Annotated in this window: 15 protein-coding genes; 13 read left to right on the top strand and 2 right to left on the bottom strand. The window is 68.2% G+C overall.

The features are described 5' to 3' along the window. Window positions 1-19: 19 nt before the first annotated feature. Genes purQ through LHP98_RS00290 form a run of 3 tightly spaced genes read left to right on the top strand, consistent with a single transcriptional unit; the run spans window position 20 to window position 3832 of the window. Window positions 20-688 (top strand): phosphoribosylformylglycinamidine synthase subunit PurQ, encoded by a 669-nt coding sequence (purQ, locus tag LHP98_RS00280; protein ID WP_227250501.1) that lies wholly within the window; start codon window positions 20-22, stop codon window positions 686-688. 47 nt (window positions 689-735) lie between these two features. After that, complete coding sequence (locus LHP98_RS00285; protein WP_227250502.1) at window positions 736-2496, top strand: ATP-binding protein; 1761 nt, start codon at window positions 736-738, stop codon at window positions 2494-2496. Between the two features lie 7 nt (window positions 2497-2503). Beyond that, entirely contained in the window at window positions 2504-3832 is a 1329-nt protein-coding gene (locus LHP98_RS00290; protein ID WP_227250503.1) for a sigma-54-dependent transcriptional regulator, read from the top strand. 82 nt (window positions 3833-3914) lie between these two features. On the opposite strand, the gene LHP98_RS00295 is transcribed toward LHP98_RS00290, so the two are convergent. Beyond that, window positions 3915-4691 carry a hypothetical protein gene (locus tag LHP98_RS00295; protein WP_227250504.1) on the bottom strand — a complete coding sequence of 259 codons (777 nt, stop codon included), beginning with the start codon at window positions 4689-4691 and terminating at the stop codon, window positions 3915-3917. A gap of 511 nt (window positions 4692-5202) precedes the next feature. Between LHP98_RS00295 and LHP98_RS00300 the strand changes: the two genes are divergently transcribed. Continuing rightward, entirely contained in the window at window positions 5203-7848 is a 2646-nt protein-coding gene (locus LHP98_RS00300) for an Rne/Rng family ribonuclease (protein ID WP_227250505.1), read from the top strand. A gap of 30 nt (window positions 7849-7878) precedes the next feature. On the opposite strand, the gene LHP98_RS00305 is transcribed toward LHP98_RS00300, so the two are convergent. Then, a complete protein-coding gene (locus LHP98_RS00305; RefSeq protein WP_227250506.1) occupies window positions 7879-8121 on the bottom strand; it encodes a sulfurtransferase TusA family protein in 243 nt (80 codons plus the stop codon). 102 nt (window positions 8122-8223) lie between these two features. Between LHP98_RS00305 and LHP98_RS00310 the strand changes: the two genes are divergently transcribed. The 9 genes from LHP98_RS00310 to LHP98_RS00350 all read left to right on the top strand — a co-directional run bounded on the left by LHP98_RS00310 (window position 8224) and on the right by LHP98_RS00350 (window position 19387). Further along, entirely contained in the window at window positions 8224-8982 is a 759-nt protein-coding gene (locus tag LHP98_RS00310) for a cytochrome c biogenesis CcdA family protein (protein WP_227250507.1), read from the top strand. A 70-nt stretch (window positions 8983-9052) separates the two neighbouring features. Further along, window positions 9053-10300, top strand: coding sequence for a hypothetical protein (locus LHP98_RS00315; RefSeq protein WP_227250508.1), 1248 nt, complete (start codon window positions 9053-9055; stop codon window positions 10298-10300). Beyond that, on the top strand, window positions 10297-11670 hold the full coding sequence (locus LHP98_RS00320; protein ID WP_227250509.1) for a cytochrome P450: 1374 nt from the start codon (window positions 10297-10299) through the stop codon (window positions 11668-11670). The genes LHP98_RS00315 and LHP98_RS00320 overlap by 4 nt, the downstream gene beginning before the upstream one ends. Before the next feature lie 287 nt (window positions 11671-11957). Beyond that, on the top strand, window positions 11958-13355 hold the full coding sequence (locus LHP98_RS00325; RefSeq protein ID WP_227250510.1) for an aspartate aminotransferase family protein: 1398 nt from the start codon (window positions 11958-11960) through the stop codon (window positions 13353-13355). A gap of 183 nt (window positions 13356-13538) precedes the next feature. Then, the gene (locus LHP98_RS00330) at window positions 13539-14180 is read left to right on the top strand and encodes a hypothetical protein (RefSeq protein ID WP_227250511.1); all 642 of its coding nucleotides are present in this window, start codon (window positions 13539-13541) and stop codon (window positions 14178-14180) included. A gap of 284 nt (window positions 14181-14464) precedes the next feature. Continuing rightward, entirely contained in the window at window positions 14465-15181 is a 717-nt protein-coding gene (locus tag LHP98_RS00335) for a DUF5765 domain-containing protein (RefSeq protein ID WP_227250512.1), read from the top strand. 48 nt (window positions 15182-15229) lie between these two features. Further along, window positions 15230-16264, top strand: coding sequence for a cysteine synthase A (locus LHP98_RS00340; RefSeq protein WP_227250513.1), 1035 nt, complete (start codon window positions 15230-15232; stop codon window positions 16262-16264). Further along, a complete protein-coding gene (locus tag LHP98_RS00345; protein ID WP_227250514.1) occupies window positions 16251-18674 on the top strand; it encodes a DUF3772 domain-containing protein in 2424 nt (807 codons plus the stop codon). Before LHP98_RS00340 ends, LHP98_RS00345 begins: the two co-directional genes overlap by 14 nt. Continuing rightward, window positions 18671-19387 carry an alanyl-tRNA editing protein gene (locus tag LHP98_RS00350; RefSeq protein ID WP_227250515.1) on the top strand — a complete coding sequence of 239 codons (717 nt, stop codon included), beginning with the start codon at window positions 18671-18673 and terminating at the stop codon, window positions 19385-19387. Before LHP98_RS00345 ends, LHP98_RS00350 begins: the two co-directional genes overlap by 4 nt. Window positions 19388-19412: the final 25 nt, after the last annotated feature.

Genomic DNA, 19412 nt, shown 5'->3' on the forward strand with positions numbered 1-19412 from the left:
CGCAGCGACGAGTCCCGCCATGAAAGCCGCCGTCATCACCTTCCCCGGATCGAACTGCGACCGCGACCTGGCGGTGGCCTTCGAGCAGGCGGGCTTCCAGGTTGCCCGGGTCTGGCACAAGGACGCCGTGCTGCCCGCCGGCGTCGACGTGGTCGGCGTGCCGGGCGGCTTTTCCTACGGCGACTACCTGCGCTGCGGCGCCATCGCCGCGCAATCGCCCGTCGGTGCTGCGATCCGGGCCCATGCCGACCGGGGCGGCTATGTGCTGGGCATCTGCAACGGGTTCCAGGTCATCACCGAGATGGGTCTGCTGCCCGGCGCGCTGATGCGCAACGCCACGCTGCGCTTTGTCTGCCGGACGGTGACGCTGAAGGTCGCCAGCACCGCATCCGCCTTCACCTCAGGCTATGCCAAGGGACAGCTGATCCGCGTCCCCGTCGCCCATCACGACGGAAATTTCACCATTGACGAGGCCGGGCTGAAGCGGCTGCAGGACCAGGACCGGATCGCCTTCACCTATGCCCAGAACCCCAACGGCAGCATGGCCGACATCGCCGGCATCCTGTCGGAAAACCGCCGTGTGCTGGGGATGATGCCGCACCCCGAGCGCGCCGCCGAGGCGCTGCACGGGTCGACCGACGGGGCGGCGCTGTTCGCCGGGCTGATGGGCGGGATGGCGCTGGCCTGACTGCCCTTGCCTTGAGACAGACCGCCGCGGCCCCTAGACTTCGGGCCATGACCTCCGACAGCGATCTTCCTGTGGCCGATACCTCTGCGGGCCTGCCCTGGCGGGTCAAGCTGGTTGTGGCCGCGCTGATCCTGCTGGCGCTGGGCGTCGTGGTGGTGTCGAACCGCTGGCTGTCCGACCGTTTCGTCGATTCCACCCGCAATCGGGCCGAGGTCCGGCTGGCGCTGTACACCGGCAACCTGATGTCGGAACTGCAGCGCACCTCGGTGGTGCCGCTTCTGCTGGCGCGCGACCCCGAACTGATCACCGCCCTGCGCGAGGGCAACTTCTCGGCCACCTCGGCCAAGCTGATCGCCCTGCAGGCCGAGATCGGCGTGGCCTCGATCCGGCTGCTGGACATGGACGGCCGCGTCGTGGGGGCGACCAACCGCAACCTGCTGGGCATCAGCCACCGCAACGATCCCTATTTCGTCGATGCCCAACGCGCCAAGGGCACGCTGTTCACCGCCGCCCGGCGTGAAACCGGGGGCTTCGACTTTTCCTATTCCCGGGCAGTCATTGCCGATGGCAAGACGCTTGGGGTGATCGTCGTCTCGGTCGACCTGGTCAAATACGAACGCGCCTGGTCGGGGTTGCAGGACGCCGTGCTGGTGACCGACAGCGAGAACACGGTGATCCTGGCCACCGAGCCGGCCTGGCGCGGCAAGCCGATGGCAGAGGCCTTGCAGGCGCGCGATCCGCCCTCGGCCCTGGCGCGGGCCTTCCAGGCCACCACCGACTGGGCGCAGTCGCCGCCCGACGCCTATGTCCGGGGCGAGGCGGTGATGCGCACCGAAACCAAGGTGCCGTTCCGCGGCTGGCGCATCTACACCTTCACCGCCTACGATTCGGTGCGCGAAAAGGTCAACGGCATCCTGGCGCTGGAAATCATGGGCTTTGCCATCCTGATGGCGCTGACCTTCTACATGCTCAGCCGCCGGGCCTGGTCGCGCTCGGCCTCGCTGCAGCGAGAGTCGGCGGAACTGCGGATGCTGAACGCCCGCCTGCAACGCGAAATCGCCGAACGCGAGAAGGTGCAGAAGGACCTTGAGGTGGCCGAACAGACCCTGGCGCAATCGTCCAAGCTGGCCGCCCTGGGCGAGATGTCGGCGGCGGTGAGCCACGAGTTGAACCAGCCCCTCGCCGCGATGAAGACCTATCTCGCCGGGGCGCGGCTGTTGTTGCAGCGCAAGCGGCCGGAAGAGGCCCTGTCCAGCTTCCAGCGCATCGACGACCTGATCGAGCGGATGGGCGCGATCACCCGGCAGCTCAAGTCCTATGCCAGGAAGGGCGGCGAAGCCTTTGAACCGGTTGATCTTCGCGCCTGCATCTCTTCGGCCTTGTCGATGATGGAGCCGCAGCTGAAGGCCCGCGTGGTCAAGATCACCCGCACCCTGCCGCGGCAGCCGGTCATGGTGATGGCCGACCGCATCCGGCTTGAGCAGGTGATCATCAACCTTCTGCGCAACGCGCTGGATGCGATCAAGGGCGTGAAGGCGCCGCAGATCGACCTGCTGCTGGCGGAAGGCGAGACCGCGACCTTGACGGTGCGCGACAACGGGCACGGGATTGCCGATTTGGACAATCTGTTTGAGCCGTTTTACACCACCAAGAAGCCGGGCGAGGGGGTGGGGCTTGGCCTTGCCATCTCGTCGGGCATTGTCAGCGATCTGGGCGGGCGGCTGACGGCCCGCAACAGCGAGGACGGCGGCGCCGTCTTCGAGGTGCAGCTGCCGATCCTCGGCAAGGAACAAGAAGCAGCGGAGTAGGGCGGGCATGGTACGGGCGATGAAAGTGGCGATCGTCGATGACGAGGCGGACATGCGGGCCTCGATCAGCCAATGGCTGGCGCTGAGCGGGTTCGACACCGAGACCTATGCCAGCGCCGAGGATGCGCTGAAGGCGATCGGGGCGGATTTTCAAGGCGTCGTGGTCAGCGACATCAAGATGCCGGGGATGGACGGGATGACCTTCCTGCGTCGCCTGATGAGCCAGGACAGCGGCCTGCCGGTGATCATGATCACCGGCCACGGCGATGTGCCCATGGCGGTCGAGGCGATGCGGGTCGGCGCCTTCGATTTCCTGGAAAAGCCGTTCAACCCCGACCGGATGACCGAACTGGCCAAGAAGGCCACCCAGGCCCGGCGGATGACGCTGGACAACCGCGCGCTGCGTAAGGAGCTGTCGGACGGGACCACCATCATGAAGAAGCTGGTGGGGTCGTCTCCGGCGATGGAACGGCTGCGCGAGGACATCCTCGACCTGGGCCAGGCCGACAGCCATGTGCTGATCGACGGCGAGACCGGCACCGGCAAGACCCTGGTCGCGCACGCCCTGCATGCGGTGGGGCCGCGGGGGTCGAAGAAGTTCGTCACCATTTCCTGTGCCGCCTGGTCCGAGGACCAGCTGGCGGCCAAGCTGTTCGGGCCGGGCGAGGACGGGGTGATCCCGCTGGTGGAAGAGGCGCGCGGCGGCACGCTGTGCCTGGAAGACATCGAGGCCCTGCCGAACCCGCTGCAGGCCCGGCTGCTGACCTTCATCAACGACCAGGGCCTGCCGCCGGAAACCCGGATCATCGCGATCTGCAACCAGCACGCGCCCGACATGACACTGGAACAGACGCTGCGGCCCGACCTCTATTACCGCCTCGGCGCGATGACCATCCTGCTGCCGCCGCTGCGGACGCGCGGCGAGGACATCCTGCAGCTGTTCACCCGCCTTTCCGAGCAGTTCGCCGAGGAATACGGCTGCGACGCGCCCCAGGTCACCGCGCAAGAGGCGGCCCAGCTGTTGCAGGCGCCCTGGCCGGGCAATGTGCGGCAACTGGTGAACATCGCCGAACGCGCGGTCTTGCAGAACCGCCGCGGCTCTGGCTCGATCGCCAGCCTGCTGATGGCCGACAACGAGGCCTCGGGTCCGGCGATGACCACCGAAGGCAAGCCGCTGAAGGAATACGTCGAGGCCTTCGAGCGAATGCTGATCGACAACACCATGCGCCGCCACAAGGGCAGCATCGTCGCGGTGATGGAAGAATTGTGCCTGCCGCGGCGGACGCTGAACGAGAAGATGGCGAAATACAGTCTGACGCGGTCAGACTACGTGTGACGGCCGGCACGTCGGATGCGCGGGGTCCGGTCCAGAAGCCCGGCCCCGCGGTCTGGACGGGCCACGCTTGGCAGATGCAGTGCTAGCTGAACCGCAGGCGCCGCAGACCAAGAGCGGCAAGTCCCGCCAGCAGCAGGGCCGCCGTTGCGGGCAGCGGAACCGGAGCGGGAATCGGGCCGCCCAGCCCCAGCCCTTCCACGGTCAGATTGTCGACCGCGGCAAAGCGGTTGCGGACCTCGAAGCTCCAGATATCGGCGGTCGGTCTGGCGATGCCGCGGAAGCCGCCCTCGCGCTCAAGCACCGGGTGAAACGGCAAGTCTGCGGTAATGTTCAGAATTTCAAGCTCGGCGCCATCCTGCCCCAGCGCGACGATCAGCATGTCATGTTGCGGCCCCAAAGGCGCGCTGGTGTTCAGAAAGGCCCCGACCTTGGTCACCGGTTCGGAAAACCCGAACCTTAGATACCCGGTGCCACCGTGCAGAAAGGCATAGCCGTTGCGGTCCGGGCCCCATGTTCCGTAGTCGAAGGTCCGGCTGTCATAGGTGCGGAAATACGGCCAGTTGCCCTCGGCGGCGTAGGCGCCGGAATCAGCCTCGAAGGTGACGGACAGCGACCCCAGCGCAAACACCGGCCCCGGCGAGGTCGGGTATCCGGGGGTCGTGGTATCGGTTCCCGGCGCAATCACCCGGTCACCCAGGACCCGCAACTCCGGTCCGTCGTCAAAGCCGTAGATCAGTGGCGTCGAGAATTCCTCAAGGGCAACCGACGCCGCCAAGGCAGTGCCGGGCGCAAGCCAGGCCGCCGCCAGAAATCCAACAAGGGAAAGCCGCCCCAAGGACGCAAGACCATATGAATTCAATGTCAGAACCCCTTTGCAGCAATGCCCTTCATTTCCTCGCCAAACTCGATTCGAGTCAATGATCGCGTGACGGACAGGGGCGGGCCGGGCGAAGCTGTCGCGTCGGTCGGAAATCGCCCATTGTCATTCGTCCTGCTTTGCCGCTAGGGTTGAGCCAAGGCAGGCATCTCCTGCCCGAGGAATTCTCTCCCTTGTCTGAAGATCGCTTGCTGCGCCGAGATGCGCCGCGGCGCCGGACGGGGGAGCCGGATCGGCCGCAAGGCCGTGCACATTGCCCAAGGGGTGCTTTGCGTGCCCTGGAAGGCTGACCAAGGCGGGGGGTCCGCAAGGCCCCCTTGACGTGAACCGCGATGAGGCGCGCGAGCATTGCAGCGACTGGCGAGGTCTGCCCACCGGGCAGCGGCCGCACGCGCATGACCGCCGCCCGCGCCCAGACAAGCCGCTCCGTTTCTCGTGAATTCGCCTCCGGTCCGCCGGGGGCGCGCTTGCGCGCGGGGCGCGATGGAACAACATGCCCAAGAAAATGCTCATCGACGCCACCCACGCGGAAGAGACCCGCGTTGTCGTGGTGGACGGCTCCAAGGTCGAAGAGTTCGACTTTGAGACGGTAAACAAGCGCCAGCTGGCCGGGAACATCTACCTGGCCAAGGTGACGCGGGTCGAACCCTCGCTGCAGGCGGCCTTTGTGGACTATGGCGGCAATCGCCATGGCTTCCTGGCCTTTGCCGAAATCCACCCGGATTACTACCAGATCCCGATGGCCGACCGGAAGGCGCTGCTGGAAGAGGAACGCCAGCTTGCCCGAGCCGAGGAAGAGGAAGACAACCGCCGTCACCGCCGCCGCGCGCCGCGCCCCAAGGCCGAAGGCAGCCGCGGCGATGCGGTGAGATCCGGCCCGTCGGGAATGGACGTGGTCGACCTTGATGAGGAAACCGCAGAGCCGGCGGCCGAGGCTGTCGAGACCCCGGCCGCCCTGGACCCCGCCGTCGAAGCCGCGCCTGCGGCCGAGACGAACGGTGACGGCAACGGCAACGGCAACGGCGAAACGGCCTACCGGGCCGTGGACCATGCCTCGGAGACCGACGACGAGATCGAGTCGATCGCCGAAGAGGACGTGGCCGAAGAAATCAGCGCGCCCAAGCGCAACCGCTCGCGCCGCTACAAGATCCAGGAAGTGGTCAAGGTCCGGCAGATCATGCTGGTCCAGGTCGTCAAGGAAGAGCGCGGCAACAAGGGCGCCGCGCTAACCACCTACCTGTCGCTTGCGGGGCGCTACTGCGTGTTGATGCCGAACACCGCCCGGGGCGGCGGCATCAGCCGCAAGATCACCAATGCGGTGGACCGCAAGAAGCTGAAGGAAATCGCCGGCGAGATGGAAGTGCCCGAAGGCGCGGGCCTGATCATCCGCACCGCGGGCGCCAAGCGCACCAAGGCCGAGATCAAGCGCGACTACGAATACCTGATGCGGCTCTGGGAAGAGGTCCGCGACCTGACGCTGCGCTCGATCGCGCCAGCGACGATCTATGAGGAAGGCAACCTGATCAAGCGCACGATCCGCGACCTCTACAGCCGCGAGATCGACGAAGTCCTGGTCGAGGGCGAGGCGGGCTACCGCACCGCCAAGGACTTCATGAAGATGATCATGCCCAGCCACGCCCGGCAGGTGAAACGCTACGAAGAGCCGATGCCGCTGTTCGCCCGCCACCAGGTGGAAAGCTACCTGGCCGCCATGTTCAACCCGGTGGTGCAGCTGAAATCCGGTGGCTACATCGTCATCGGCGTGACCGAGGCGCTGGTCGCCATCGACGTGAACTCGGGCCGCGCCACCAAGGAAGGCTCGATCGAGGAAACCGCGCTCAAGACCAACCTCGAGGCTGCCGAAGAGATCGCCCGTCAGTTGCGCCTGCGCGACCTGGCCGGCCTGATCGTCATCGACTTCATCGACATGGAAGAGCGCAAGAACAACCTCTCGGTCGAAAAGCGCCTGAAGGACAAGCTGAAGACCGACCGCGCCCGCATCCAGGTCGGCCGCATCAGCGGTTTCGGCCTGATGGAGATGAGCCGGCAGCGGCTGCGCCCCGGCATGCTGGAATCGACCACCCAGCCCTGTCCGCATTGCCACGGCACCGGCCTCATTCGCAGCGACGACAGCATGGCGCTGACCATCCTGCGCGCGCTGGAAGAGGAAGGCACCCGCAAGCGCAGCAAGGAGGTGCTGCTCAAGGCGCCGGTCGGCATCATCAACTATCTCTTCAACCAGAAGCGCGAGCACATCGCGCTGATCGAGGCGCGCTACGGCATGGCGGTGCGGCTTGAGGCCGATCCGGCCCTGGTCAGCCCGGACTACGCCATCGAGAAGTTCAAGACCGCCACCCGCGTCGTGCCCGAACCGCTGCCGGTGGTGTCGGGCCATGCCGGGCTGATGGGCGCGCCGGTCGAAGAGGACGACGACGACCTCGTCGATGATCTGGTCGACGAAGACGAGGATGTCGACGCGGAAGAGACCGAGACCCGCGGCAGTGGCCGCGCCGAAGCGGCGGGCGATGCGGCGGGTGGCGGCAAGAAGAAGCGCCGCCGCCGTCGGCGTCGTCGGGGCGGCCGCGATGGCCAGTCGGCCGACGGGCAGGGCGGAGGCGCCGAGGCTGACGAGGACGACTCGGACGAGGCCGACGGTTCGGATGAGGCGGTTGCCGTCGATGCCGCGCCCCCGGCCGAGGACGCGCCGGCCAAGCCCAAGCGCACGCGCAAACCGCGCGGCAAGTCTGCCGCGGCACGGGACGATGCGCCCGCAGAGGCGTCCCCAGAGGCGCCCGCCGAGGCGTCTGCAGAGGCGGCGACCGCGGCCGCGGCCCCGGAACCCGAGGCCGAGGTGACGGCCGAGCCGGTGGCCGATCCTGCCACCGCAGCGGCCGAAGAGCCGCCGAAAAAGCGCACCAGCACCCGCAAACCGCGCGCCAAGGCGGCCGAGGCGCCGGACCTGCCGAACCTGCAGGCCGATCCGGGCGAGGACAGTCTTGCAGCCGAAGGCCTGCGCGCCGATCCGCAAGAGGCTGCGCCCGTCGCTCCGGCGCCCAAGTCCAAGCCTGAGCCCGAGCCGGCAGACGATGACGGCCCGCCGAAGGCGCGAAAAAAGGGCTGGTGGTCGCTGGGCCGCTGATCCGAACCGGGGGGGCCTTTGCGGCCCCCCTTATCCTTTCGCCCGGATCAGGTGCAGGGTGACGGCGCCCTCGGTCTGCGCGCCCAGGTAGGCGTGCCCCGCCTGGGTACAGAAATGCGGCAGGTCCACCGCCGCCATGGCATCGGTCGCCCGCACGCACAGCACCATGCCCGGCGCCAGCAAGATCAGCCGCTTGCGCGCACGCAACACGGGCAGCGGGCACAACAGCCCTTCGCAGTCGATCTCGGCATCCCAGGGTGGCACGTCGGACATGCCGGCGTGATAACCGCTTGCGGCGGATTGTGACAGCGCCATCCCGGCAAAGTGACGCCCGCCCCCGTGACGGCGGCTCGGCGCCACGCTAGGAAGGGCGGCATGTTCGGGATCGACCTCTTCGACGCCAGCCTGTTGCCTGCCATGGCCGTTGCCCTGGTGGCCGGCGTGCTGTCGTTCCTCAGCCCCTGCGTGCTGCCGGTGGTGCCGCCCTACCTGGCCTACATGGGCGGCATCTCGATGGGCGAGATGACGGGTACCGGCGCCGCCCGTCGCCGGGTGATCCTGCCGGCCCTGTTCTTCGTGCTGGGCCTTTCCACCGTCTTTCTGCTGCTGGGCTTTGCCGCCTCGGCCTTCGGGGCGTTCTTCCTGACGAATCAGCAGGTCTTCGCCCGGGTCGCCGGCGGGGTGGTCATTGTCTTCGGGCTGCATTTCCTGGGCGTGTTCCGCATCCCGATCCTTGACCGTGAGGCGCGGCTGGACGCCGGCGACCGCGGCGGCTCGGCGCTGGGCGCCTTCGTGCTGGGTCTGGCCTTCGCCGCCGGCTGGACGCCCTGCATCGGCCCGCAACTGGGCACCATCCTCAGCCTGGCCGCGCAAGAGGGCAGCCTGGCCCGAGGCACCGTGCTGCTGGCGGTCTATGCGCTGGGCCTGGGCCTGCCGTTCCTGCTGGCAGCGCTGTTCATCAGCCGCGCGATGGGCCTGATGAACCGGCTGAAACGGCACATGAAATGGATCGAGCGCGCGATGGGCGGGCTGTTGCTGCTGGTCGGCCTTGCGCTGGTCACCGGCGCCTTCACCGATTTCAGTTGGTGGCTGCTGGAAGGCTTCGACGCGCTGGGCATCCCCCTGCTGGGATGATGTCGCACCCCTGTTATTCCCCCTAGGCGCGGCGCGAAATCCGGGCATCATCGATGCAAGGACAGGTTGAATGGATCAGGACCTGCTTGAACCGACCCCAGTCGAAGCCGCGGCCCGGACGTTTCGCCGGCGTGTCTTCTATATTCCTGGCTACGACCCGATTCATCCCCGCCGCTACCGCGAACTGTACCGCAAGGAAGGCACCGAACAGGCGCGCCTGGGCGGCTATTCCATTGATCAGACAGCGAAAACTACCAAAGGCCCGTTCGGCTGGCACGTCACCGGACAAATCGAGGGTGGTCGGGTCGAGGCGGATGTCGAGGTGCTGGTCTGGTCCGACATCGTGCGCGACAGCATGTCGAACTCGATCCTCGCGACCTATACGCAACTGGTCCGCACCGCCTGGGCCTACATCGGGTCAGGGGCGTTAATCGGGCTGATCAAGCTGCGCAAGGGGCCGACCATTGCTGCGCTGTATCCGATCACCTTCCTGACGCTGCAACTCCTGGCCGCGGTGCTGGCCGGCGGGGCGGTTGCGGCGCTGGTCGCGGCCTTCACCCATTGGACGCTGGGCCTGATCGCCTTTGCCGCCGTGGTCACGGCCGGGCTGCGCTGGTTCCGCTCGGTCGATCACAAGGTCTATGCCTACTACCTGATGCACGATTACGCCTTCTCGGCGCTGTCGGGCGGGGCCAATCCGCCGGCCCTGGAAACCCGCATGGCCGAGTTCCGCGCCGCCATCCGCGCCGCGCTGGAGCAGGACTTCGACGAGGTGCTGGTGGTCGGCCATTCCTCGGGCGCCCATGTCGGCATCTCGATCCTGGCCGACCTGATCCGCGGCGGCCTGCCGTTGCATCGCCCGGCGCTGGCCTTCCTGACGCTGGGCCAGGTCGTGCCCATGGTGTCGTTCCTGCCCGGGGCGCACCGCCTGCGCGCCGACCTGCGCTACCTGTCCGCCCGGGAAGAGATCACCTGGGTCGACGTCACCGCCCCCGGCGACGGCTGCGCCTTTGCGCTGTGTGACCCGGTCGCGGTGTCCGGCGTCGCCCCGCCGAACCAGCGCTGGCCGCTGATCGTGTCCGCCGCCTTCACCCAAACCCTGTCGCCCCAGCGCTGGAAGGCGCTGCGCTGGCGCTTCTTCCGGCTGCACTTCCAGTATCTCTGTGCCTTCGACGGCCTTCGCGGGCGGCCGGGCGAGTTCGACTACTTCCGCATCACCGCCGGTCCGCTGACCTTGGCCGAGCGGTTCCGCGGCCGTGCAGCCTCGGCCAGCCGCATCACCAAGGCGGTGAACCCTCATACGGGCCTTGCGCCATGAAAGACTGCCCGATCCGCCGCCCGCAGCCGCCCAAACCCGCGCCGCGGCCGGACAAGGTTTCGCTGCTTGCCTACCTGCGGCTGTTCCGGCGCGACATTCTCTCGGCCCAGCCGGCACGGCTCTACCGCGCCTGGATGGCCGAGTTTCGCACCCCGTTCTTCCGCAGCTACCTGTGCAACGACCCCGCCCTGGTGACCCGGGTGCTGAACGAACGGCCCGACGATTTCCCCAAGTCGAACCGCATCCGCGAAGGGCTGGCGCCGCTCTTGGGCCGGTCGGTCTTTGTCACCAACGGCGAGGAATGGAAGCGGCAGCGCCGGATCATCGACCCGGCGTTCGAAGGCGGCCGGCTGAAGGACACCTATCCGGCGATGCTGGCCGCAGCGCAGGCCGCGGTGGCGCGGATGCCGGAAGGCGAGGTCGAGGTGGAAGAGGCGATGAGCCATGCCGCCGCCGACGTGATCTTCCGCACGCTGTTCTCGATCCCGATCGAGAACCAGATCGCTGCGCAGGTGTTCCACGAATTCCGTGCCTACCAGCGCACCCAGCCCTTGCTGAACCTGGCGGCCTTCCTGCCGCTGCCGTCCTGGATGCCGCGGCTGCACCGGCGGGCGACGAAACGCTCGGCCGCGCTGATCCGCGGGCTGATCACGCAACTGACCGAAGCGCGCGCGGCCGAGATCGCGGCGGGAACGGCGCCGGACGACCTGGCGACCAAGATCATGACCACCGCCGACCCGCTGACCGGCGAACGCTTCGCGGCGGCCGAGATGGTGGACCAGGTGGCGATCTTCTTCCTGGCCGGGCACGAGACCAGCGCCTCGGCCCTGGCCTGGACGCTGTATCTGCTGGCCCTGCACCCCGAGGTGCAGGAAGAGGTGGCCGAAGAGGCCCGCGCCTTGAGCGAGGCGCCCGATTTCGCCGCGGTGGCCCGGCTGCGGCGCGCCCGCGACGTGTTCCGCGAGGCGCTGCGGCTTTACCCGCCGGTGCCGATGATGGTGCGCGAAAACCGCTGCCCCGAGGATTTCCGCGGTCGCAAGGTCGCGCCCGGCGCGCAGATCGTGCTGTCGCCCTGGCACCTGCACCGGCACGAACGGCTCTGGGCCAACCCCGACAGCTTCGACCCCGACCGCTGGCAGACCGAGGCCGGCCGGCTGTCATCGCGCGAGGCTTTCCTGCCGTTCTCGGCCGGCCCAAGGGTCTGCAGCGGCGCCGGCTTCGCCATGGTCGAGGGTCCGCTGATGCTGGCGCTGCTGGCCCGCGCCTTCCGCTTCGAACCGATTGCCGGCCGCGAGCCGATTCCAGTCGCCCATCTGACCGTCCGCGCCCGCGCCGGCATTCACCTGCGGGTGTTCGCAAGGCCGGCGTGATCCAGCGGAGTGGCCGCAAAGGGCGGCCACACGCCTTTCCTCTCGCCTCTGCGCGCAATCGCGCAACCGGCTCGGCCGCCCGGCATCGACGCGACGCTCCGCGTCCGGCGGGGATCCCGGCATCGGCCGGGGATGCCCCAGGCGGGGGTTCGGGGGGCAGCGCCCCCGAGGCTGGCGGCGGTGGGCGGATCAAATTTGATCAAATTTGTTGAAGCGGGGGGAATTTGATCATAAGCTGCGGGCAACGGGGCGTCCGGCCCCGGCCGATTCCGTCTGGAGGCGCTGCCATGAACATGATCACCAACCATCTGCCGACGGCCGAGCTGCAGAAGCTGGACGCTGCGCATCACTTCCATCCGTTCACCGACAAGGCGGGCCTGGCCGCCAAGGGCGCCCGCGTCATCCTGCGCGGCGAAGGCGTCTGGCTGACCGACAGCGAGGGCCACCGGATCATCGACGGCATGGCGGGCCTGTGGTGCGTGAACATCGGCTATGGCCGCAAGGAACTGGCCCAGGTCGCGGCGCGGCAGATGCAAGAGCTGCCCTATTACAACACCTTCTTCCAGACCACCCACGTGCCCGCCATCGCGCTGGCGGCGGAAATCGCCAGACTGGCGCCGGGCGATCTGAACCACGTCTTCTTCGCCTCGTCCGGGTCCGAGGCCAACGATACCAACATCCGCCTCGTCCGCCGTTACTGGGACGTCAAGGGCAAGCCCTGGCGCCGCACCATCATTGCGCGCTGGAACGGCTACCATGGTTCGACCATGGGGGGCGGCAGCCTTGGCGGCATGAAGCCGATCCACGCCCATGGCGGCATGATCGAGGGAATCGAGCATATCGGCCAGCCTTACTGGTGGGGCGAGGGCGGCGACATGTCCGAGGACGACTTCGGCCTGATGCGCGCGCAGGAACTGGAAGCGAAGATCATGGAGATCGGCCCCGACAACGTGGCCGCCTTCATCGGCGAGCCGATCCAGGGCGCTGGCGGCGTCATCGTGCCGCCCAAGACCTACTGGCCGGAAATCCAGCGCATCTGCGACAAATACGGCATCCTGTTGATCGCGGATGAGGTGATCACCGGGTTCGGCCGCACCGGGCAATGGTTCGGCAGCCAGACCTTCGGCATCAAGCCGCACATCATGACCATCGCCAAGGGCCTCAGCTCGGGCTACCAGCCGATCGGCGGTTCGATCATCTGCGACGAGGTGGCCGAGGTCGTGGGCGGCGCGGGCGAGTTCTTCCACGGCTACACCTACAGCGGCCACCCGGTCGCCTGTGCGGTGGCGCTGGAGAACCTGCGGATCATGCAGGACGAGCATATCGTCGAGCATGTCCGCGACGTGGCGCACCCCCACCTCAAGCAGCGCTGGGACGCGCTGGCCGAGCATCCGCTGGTGGGCGAGGCCAAGCTGGTGGGGCTGATGGGGTCCATCGCGCTGACGCCGGACAAGGCGCGCCGGGCGAGGTTCGCCGGCGAGGAGGGGGCGGTCGGCTACCGTTGCCGCGAGCGCTGCTTTGCCAATGACCTGATCATGCGGGCCGTGGGCGACCGGATGATCATCGCCCCGCCGCTGGTGATCACCCCGGCCGAGATCGACGTGCTGGTCGACCGGGCGCGCAAGTCGCTGGACGAATGCTATGCCGGCCTCAAGGCCGACGGGCTGCTGGTCGCGCGCGACTGAGGCTTGCGCCGAGGTAAGGATCGGCCCCGTTCCGGGGCCGGCCCCCTTCGAGCGGCGCCCACCCACCCACCCCGCCGCTCGAAGGGGGCGGGGCGTGCAGATGACGGCGGAATTCATCTGACAGGCGGCCTGGAACTGGATAGGTTTCGCGTCGAAAACCGTTTGATCCCGGAGCGTTCCAGAATGATCCTGAACCGACGTGCCGCGCTGGGCTTGGGCCTTTCGGCGCTGGCCGCACCCGCCTTTGTCCGCCCCGCCGGGGCCGCATCCTGCGCGCTTCCCGACCTTGACCGCGGCATCCTGTTCACCCGGAAGGACGGCAGCCGCGGCCTGGCCCGCCGCGAAAGCGATGGCATGGTCGTCATCGACTATGTCACCAACCGGGGCGATCGGATCGACCGCCGGCGGGTCGAGAATGGCGTCTTCGAGACCTCGCGTGTGCTGAGCGAAAGCGAGCTGCCCGTCGTCGGCAGCGCCCCGCCCGAGTTCACCTGGACCTATGGCCGCAAGACCGTTGCGCCGCAGGCCAGCACCGGCTGGTCGGGCAAGGTGAAGGAGGTTCGCAAGGATGTGGGCTACGGCGACTTCATGAAAGAGATCGTCAGCCGCAGTCGCACCTCCTGGGACGCCGTCTTCAGCTTTCTGCCGGGCAAGCCGGTCAGGCTGTCGGGCTGCAGCTATGAAACGGTTCCGGTCGAGGCGACGTTCACCGGCAAGGCTGGCGCGCACAGCCGGCGCTGGGTCTACTTTCCGCAATTGGGCCTGGGCCTTGAGACCCGCCGCGACGGGGTGGCGAACGGGCTTGTGGCGCTGACCTCGACCTGACGTGCCGCGCCGGATGCCTCCGGCGGGGGTATTTCTTGCCGGGATGAAGCGGCATGGTCTTCATCTTGGCCGAAATACCCTGGGGGGTTTGGGGGGCTAGCCCCCCATCCGGCTGAGCAGGCGCGCAGCCGCCGACGAAGAGAAAGGCCCCGCGCCGTCAGGCGCAAAGTCAAGTCACTCCGGTCCCCGCCGGGACCCGCTGCCGCCGGCTGCGGCTGGAGGCCGCAATTGCGCCGCGCTGCGTCGAGGCCCATGGTGGCGCTGCAAGCAGGAGGCCGCGCATCATGTGCTGGAGCATCGAGGCCACGGGCGGAATGGTCGCCCTCGGCGTGGCCGGAGCGGTCGTCAGCTGGTGGCGGCGCGATGCGTCGGCGATCCCGCTGACCATCCTGTTCTTCGCCGCGATGGAGGCGCTGCAGCTCTGGGGCTATCTGGTGATCGACCAATGCGGCACCCCGTCCAACCAGGCCGCCACCGCGCTGTCGATGCTGCATATCGTGATCCAGCCGATCTTCATCAATGCCTTCCTGCTGGCCTTCCTGCGCCCCGAAGCCAGCCCGCAACTGCGCCGCCGGGTGATGCGCTGGGCCACCATTGCCTCGGGGCTGATGCTGCTGCAACTGGTGCCCTGGCCCTGGACCGGGGCATGCGAACTGGGCCGGCCCTTGTGCGGCACGCCGCTCTGCACCGTCACCGGCACCTGGCACCTGGGCTGGACCGTGCCCTACAGCGACTTGTTCGAGGCCGCCGACCGGGTGCTGGGCACCAACTTCGGCTTTCCGGCCTATGTGCTGGCGGTCTTCGTCATGCCGCTGTTCTACGGCGCCTGGCGGTTCACGCTGTTCCACGCCCTGATCGGCCCGGTCGCGGCCAACCTCTTGACCCGCAACCCGAACGAGGCGCCGGCGGTGTGGTGCCTGACGTCGATCTTCATCGCCACGGTGGTGCTGGTGCCGGGTGCGCGGACGTTGTTCGGGGCGCGCAAACCCGCCGCCGCTTGAGTTTGCAGGCCGGCTTCCCTACACCTTGGCAAAAGGAAGGGACGACGCATGCCGATCCACAGCGACCTGGCCGAAACCATTGGCAACACGCCGCTTCTGAAGCTGCGTCGCGCCAGCGAGCTGACCGGCTGCACCATCCTGGGCAAGTGCGAGTTCATGAACCCCGGCCAGTCGGTCAAGGACCGCGCCGCGCTGTTCATCATCCGTGACGCCATCGCCAGGGGCGAGTTGCGCCCCGGCGGCACCATCGTCGAGGGGACCGCGGGCAATACCGGCATCGGGCTGGCGCTGGTGGGCGCCAGCATGGGGTTCCGCACCGTCATCGTGATCCCCGAAACCCAGAGCCAGGAAAAGAAGGACATGATCCGCCTGGCGGGGGCCGAACTGGTGCAGGTGCCGGCGGCGCCCTACCGCAACCCCAACAACTATGTCCGCTACTCGGGCCGGCTGGCCGAGGCCCTGGCGCGGACCGAGCCGATGGGCGCGATCTGGGCCAACCAGTTCGACAACGTGGCCAACCGCCAGTCCCATCTGGAAACCACCGGGCCGGAAATCTGGCAGCAGACGCAAGGCCGCGTCGATGGCTTCGTCTGCGCGGTAGGGTCGGGGGGCACGCTGGCAGGTGTCGCCGCGGCGCTGCAGCCGAAAGGCGTGAAGATCGGCCTGGCCGACCCGGAAGGGGCGGCGCTGCATGCGTTCTATACCACCGGACACCTGGACGCGCCCGGCAGTTCCATCACCGAGGGCATCGGCCAGGGCCGCATCACGGCGAACCTTGAAGGCCTGCGCCCGGATTTCAGCTGGCGCATCCCCGATGCCGAGGCGCTGCCGGTGATCTTCGATCTGCTCACCGACGAGGGCCTGTGCATGGGCGGCTCGACCGGGATCAACATTGCCGGCGCCATCCGCATGGCGCGCGAAATGGGGCCGGGGCACACCATCGTCACCATCCTGTGCGACTATGGCAGCCGCTATCAGTCCAAGATCTACAACCCGGTCTTCCTGCGCGAAAAGGGTCTGCCGGTGCCGGACTGGCTGGCCCGCGGCGCCCGCGCACTGCCTTCGGTCTATGAAGACGTCTGACCTCATCGCGCCCTTGCGCGCCGTCCTGGCGCTGGTCCTTGCGCTGCTGCTGGCGCTGGCACCGGTTGCCCCGGCGCTGGCGCAAGACACCGGCGCGGCCGCCGAGGCGGTGGACTACGGCGACTGGGAAAAGACCGCCACCCGCGCCGAAGGCGAGATCGAGAACCGCAACATCGGCGACGAACGGCTGGACGAATTGCGCGGCCAGCTGGCAAAGTGGCGCGCGGCGCTGCTGACGGCGCAGAACGCCAATTCGGCCCGCATCGCCACGGTCAAGGAACAGATCGCCGCGCTGGGTTCGCCGCCGGAAGAGGGCGCCACCGAGGCCCCGGAAATCGCCGCACGGCGGACGGAACTGGCCGACCTGCTGGTCAAGCTGCAATCGCCCGGCATCGCCGCCGAAGAGGCCTACCGCCGCGCCGACGGCCTGATCCGCGAGATCGACCGCATCCAGCGCGAACGCCAGGCCGATGAGCTGCTGCAACTGTGGCCCGCGCCGGTGAACCCGGCGAACTGGCCCGAGGCTGCCATCGGCATTTCGGACACGCTGTTGCGCACCTGGGAAGAGGCGCGCGACGGCTGGCTGGACAAGTCTGCCCGCAGCGAATTCCTGAACAACCTGCCCTTGATCCTGATGCTGATCGCGATCTGGGCCGGCCTTACCATCTATGCCCGAGGCTGGATCGAGCGGTTTGTCGACCGGGTGCAGGCCGGCGGTTCCGAGGCGCGGCGGCGGGTCCTGTCGCTGCTGGCTTCGCTGGGGCAGGTGGTGGTTCCAACCGCCGGCATGGTGGCGCTGACGACGGCGCTGGTCTACAGCGGCCTTCTGGGCGAGGTGACGAAGCGGATCGCGCTGGCGCTGCCCTACCTGGGCTTCACGCTGTTCGTCGCGGTCTGGCTGGGCGGTCGCGCCTTCCCGCGCACCCAGGGCGAAGACGCCGTGCTGCCGCTGCCGCCCGAGCGCCGCACCGAGGGCCGGTTCCTGGCCCGGATGATGGGGCTGGTCGTCGCCGTCGATGCCCTGCGCGGCATCGCGATGGATGAGCAGGCCTATTCCGACGCGGTCACCGCGGTTGCCACCTTCCCGATCCTGGTCGCCGGCGGGCTGGTGCTGATCCGCATGGGCCGCATCCTGCGGCTTGCCCGCGAGGCGGGCACGCAAAGCTATGTGCTGACGCTGTTGTCGATCCTGGCCCGCGCCGTGGGCGCAATCGGCCTTGTGGCCCCGGCGCTTGCCACCTTCGGCTATGTCGCCGCCGGCCGGGCGCTGATCTTCCCGGCCATCGTGACGCTGGCGCTGATCACCCTGGTCCTGGTGGTGCAACGCCTGCTTGCCGATCTCTGGGCCATGGTCTCGCCCGGGGACGATGCAGCCGACCGCGAGGGCCTGGTGCCGGTGCTGATCGGCTTTGGCCTGACGCTGTTGGCGGTGCCGGTCTTCGCGCTGATCTGGGGCGCGCGCCTGGCCGACATGACCGAGATGTGGACCCGCTTCCGCGAAGGCTTCCAGATGGGCGAGACCCGCATCTCGCCGACCGATTTCCTGCTGTTCGCGGTGATCTTCGCCATCGGCTACATGCTGACGCGGGCGTTCCAGGGGGCCTTGCGCACCTCGATCCTGCCGCGGACCCGGATGGACCTGGGCGGCCGCACCGCGCTGGTGTCGGGCACCGGCTATGTCGGCATCTTCCTGGCCGCGCTGGCCGCGATCAACGCCACCGGGATCGACCTCAGCGGCCTGGCCATCGTCGCCGGCGCGCTGTCGGTCGGCATCGGTTTCGGCCTGCAGAACATCGTGTCGAACTTCGTTGCCGGCATCATCCTGCTGATCGAGCGGCCGGTCAGCGAGGGCGACTGGATCGAGGTCGGCGGCGTGCAGGGCATCGTCAAGTCGATCTCGGTACGCTCGACCCGGGTGCAGACCTTCGACCGCACCATGGTGGTGGTGCCGAACGCCGATCTGGTCAGCCAGCAAGTGAAGAACTGGACGCGCTTCGGCCTTGCGGGTCGGCTGATCGTGCCGGTCGGCGTGGCCTTCGGGTCAGACACCCGCAAGGTCGAGGCGGTGCTGCGCGAAATCGCCGAGGCGCAGCCGCTGGTGGTGCTGAACCCGCCGCCGATCATCGTTCTGCAGGGGTTCGGTGCCGATGCGATGATGTTCGAGATTCGCGTCATCCTGCGCGACGTCAACTTTTCGCTGCAGGTGAAAAGCGACATCAACCACCAGATCGTGCGACGCTTTCAGGAAGAAGGCATCGAGATCCCCTTCGCGCAATCGGAAATCACCATCCGCAATGCCGAAGAGATCGTTGCCGCCCTGTCCGGGCCGCGGTCCTCTGCGCCTGAGGTGGTCGCCGACCCCGAGACCAACCCGAAAGGAGGGCGCAAGCGCGCTGCCGACCCGACATGACCGACCTGCTTTACCGCGCCGACCCCTACCTTCAGGAAGCGCCCGCCCGTGTCACCGGCCACACGCCGGAAGGCGGCATCGTGCTGGACCGCAGCCTGTTCTACCCCACCGGCGGCGGCCAGCCCGGTGACAGCGGCTGGCTGGTCTGGGACGGCGGCCGCCTGGCCATCGCCACCACGGTCAAGGCCGAGGGCGGCGTGGCCCTTGTCCCGGCCGAGCCGCTGCCGCTGCCCCCGGTGGGCGCCGAGGTCCGCCAGCGGCTGGACTGGACCCGGCGCTACCGCCACATGCGGGTGCATACCGCGCTGCACCTCCTGTCGGTGGTGATCCCCTTGCCGGTGACCGGTGGCCAGGTCGGCGCCGACCGTGGCCGGCTGGATTTCGACATGCCCGAGCCGCCCGATGACGTGCCGGCGCTGGAGGCCGCGCTGAACGCGCTGATCGAGCGCGACCTCAAGGTGACCGAAAGCTGGATCACCGATGCCGAGCTTGCCGCCAACCCGGGCCTGGTCAAGACCCTGTCGGTGATGCCGCCCGTGGGCCAGGGCCGCGTCCGCCTGATCCGCATCGGCGCAGGCGAGGATCAGGTGGACCTGCAACCTTGCGGCGGCACCCACGTCGCCCGCACCGCCGAAATCGGCCGGGTCGAGATCGACAAGATCGAGAAGAAGGGCCGGATGAACCGCCGCGTCTCGCTGACCCTGGCCGACTGATCGCGGCGACCCTTGGCCGCGCCTC

Origin of the sequence: Rhodobacter sp. Har01, assembly GCF_020564565.1 — a bacterium.
In the GTDB taxonomy this organism is placed as follows: domain Bacteria; phylum Pseudomonadota; class Alphaproteobacteria; order Rhodobacterales; family Rhodobacteraceae; genus Pseudogemmobacter.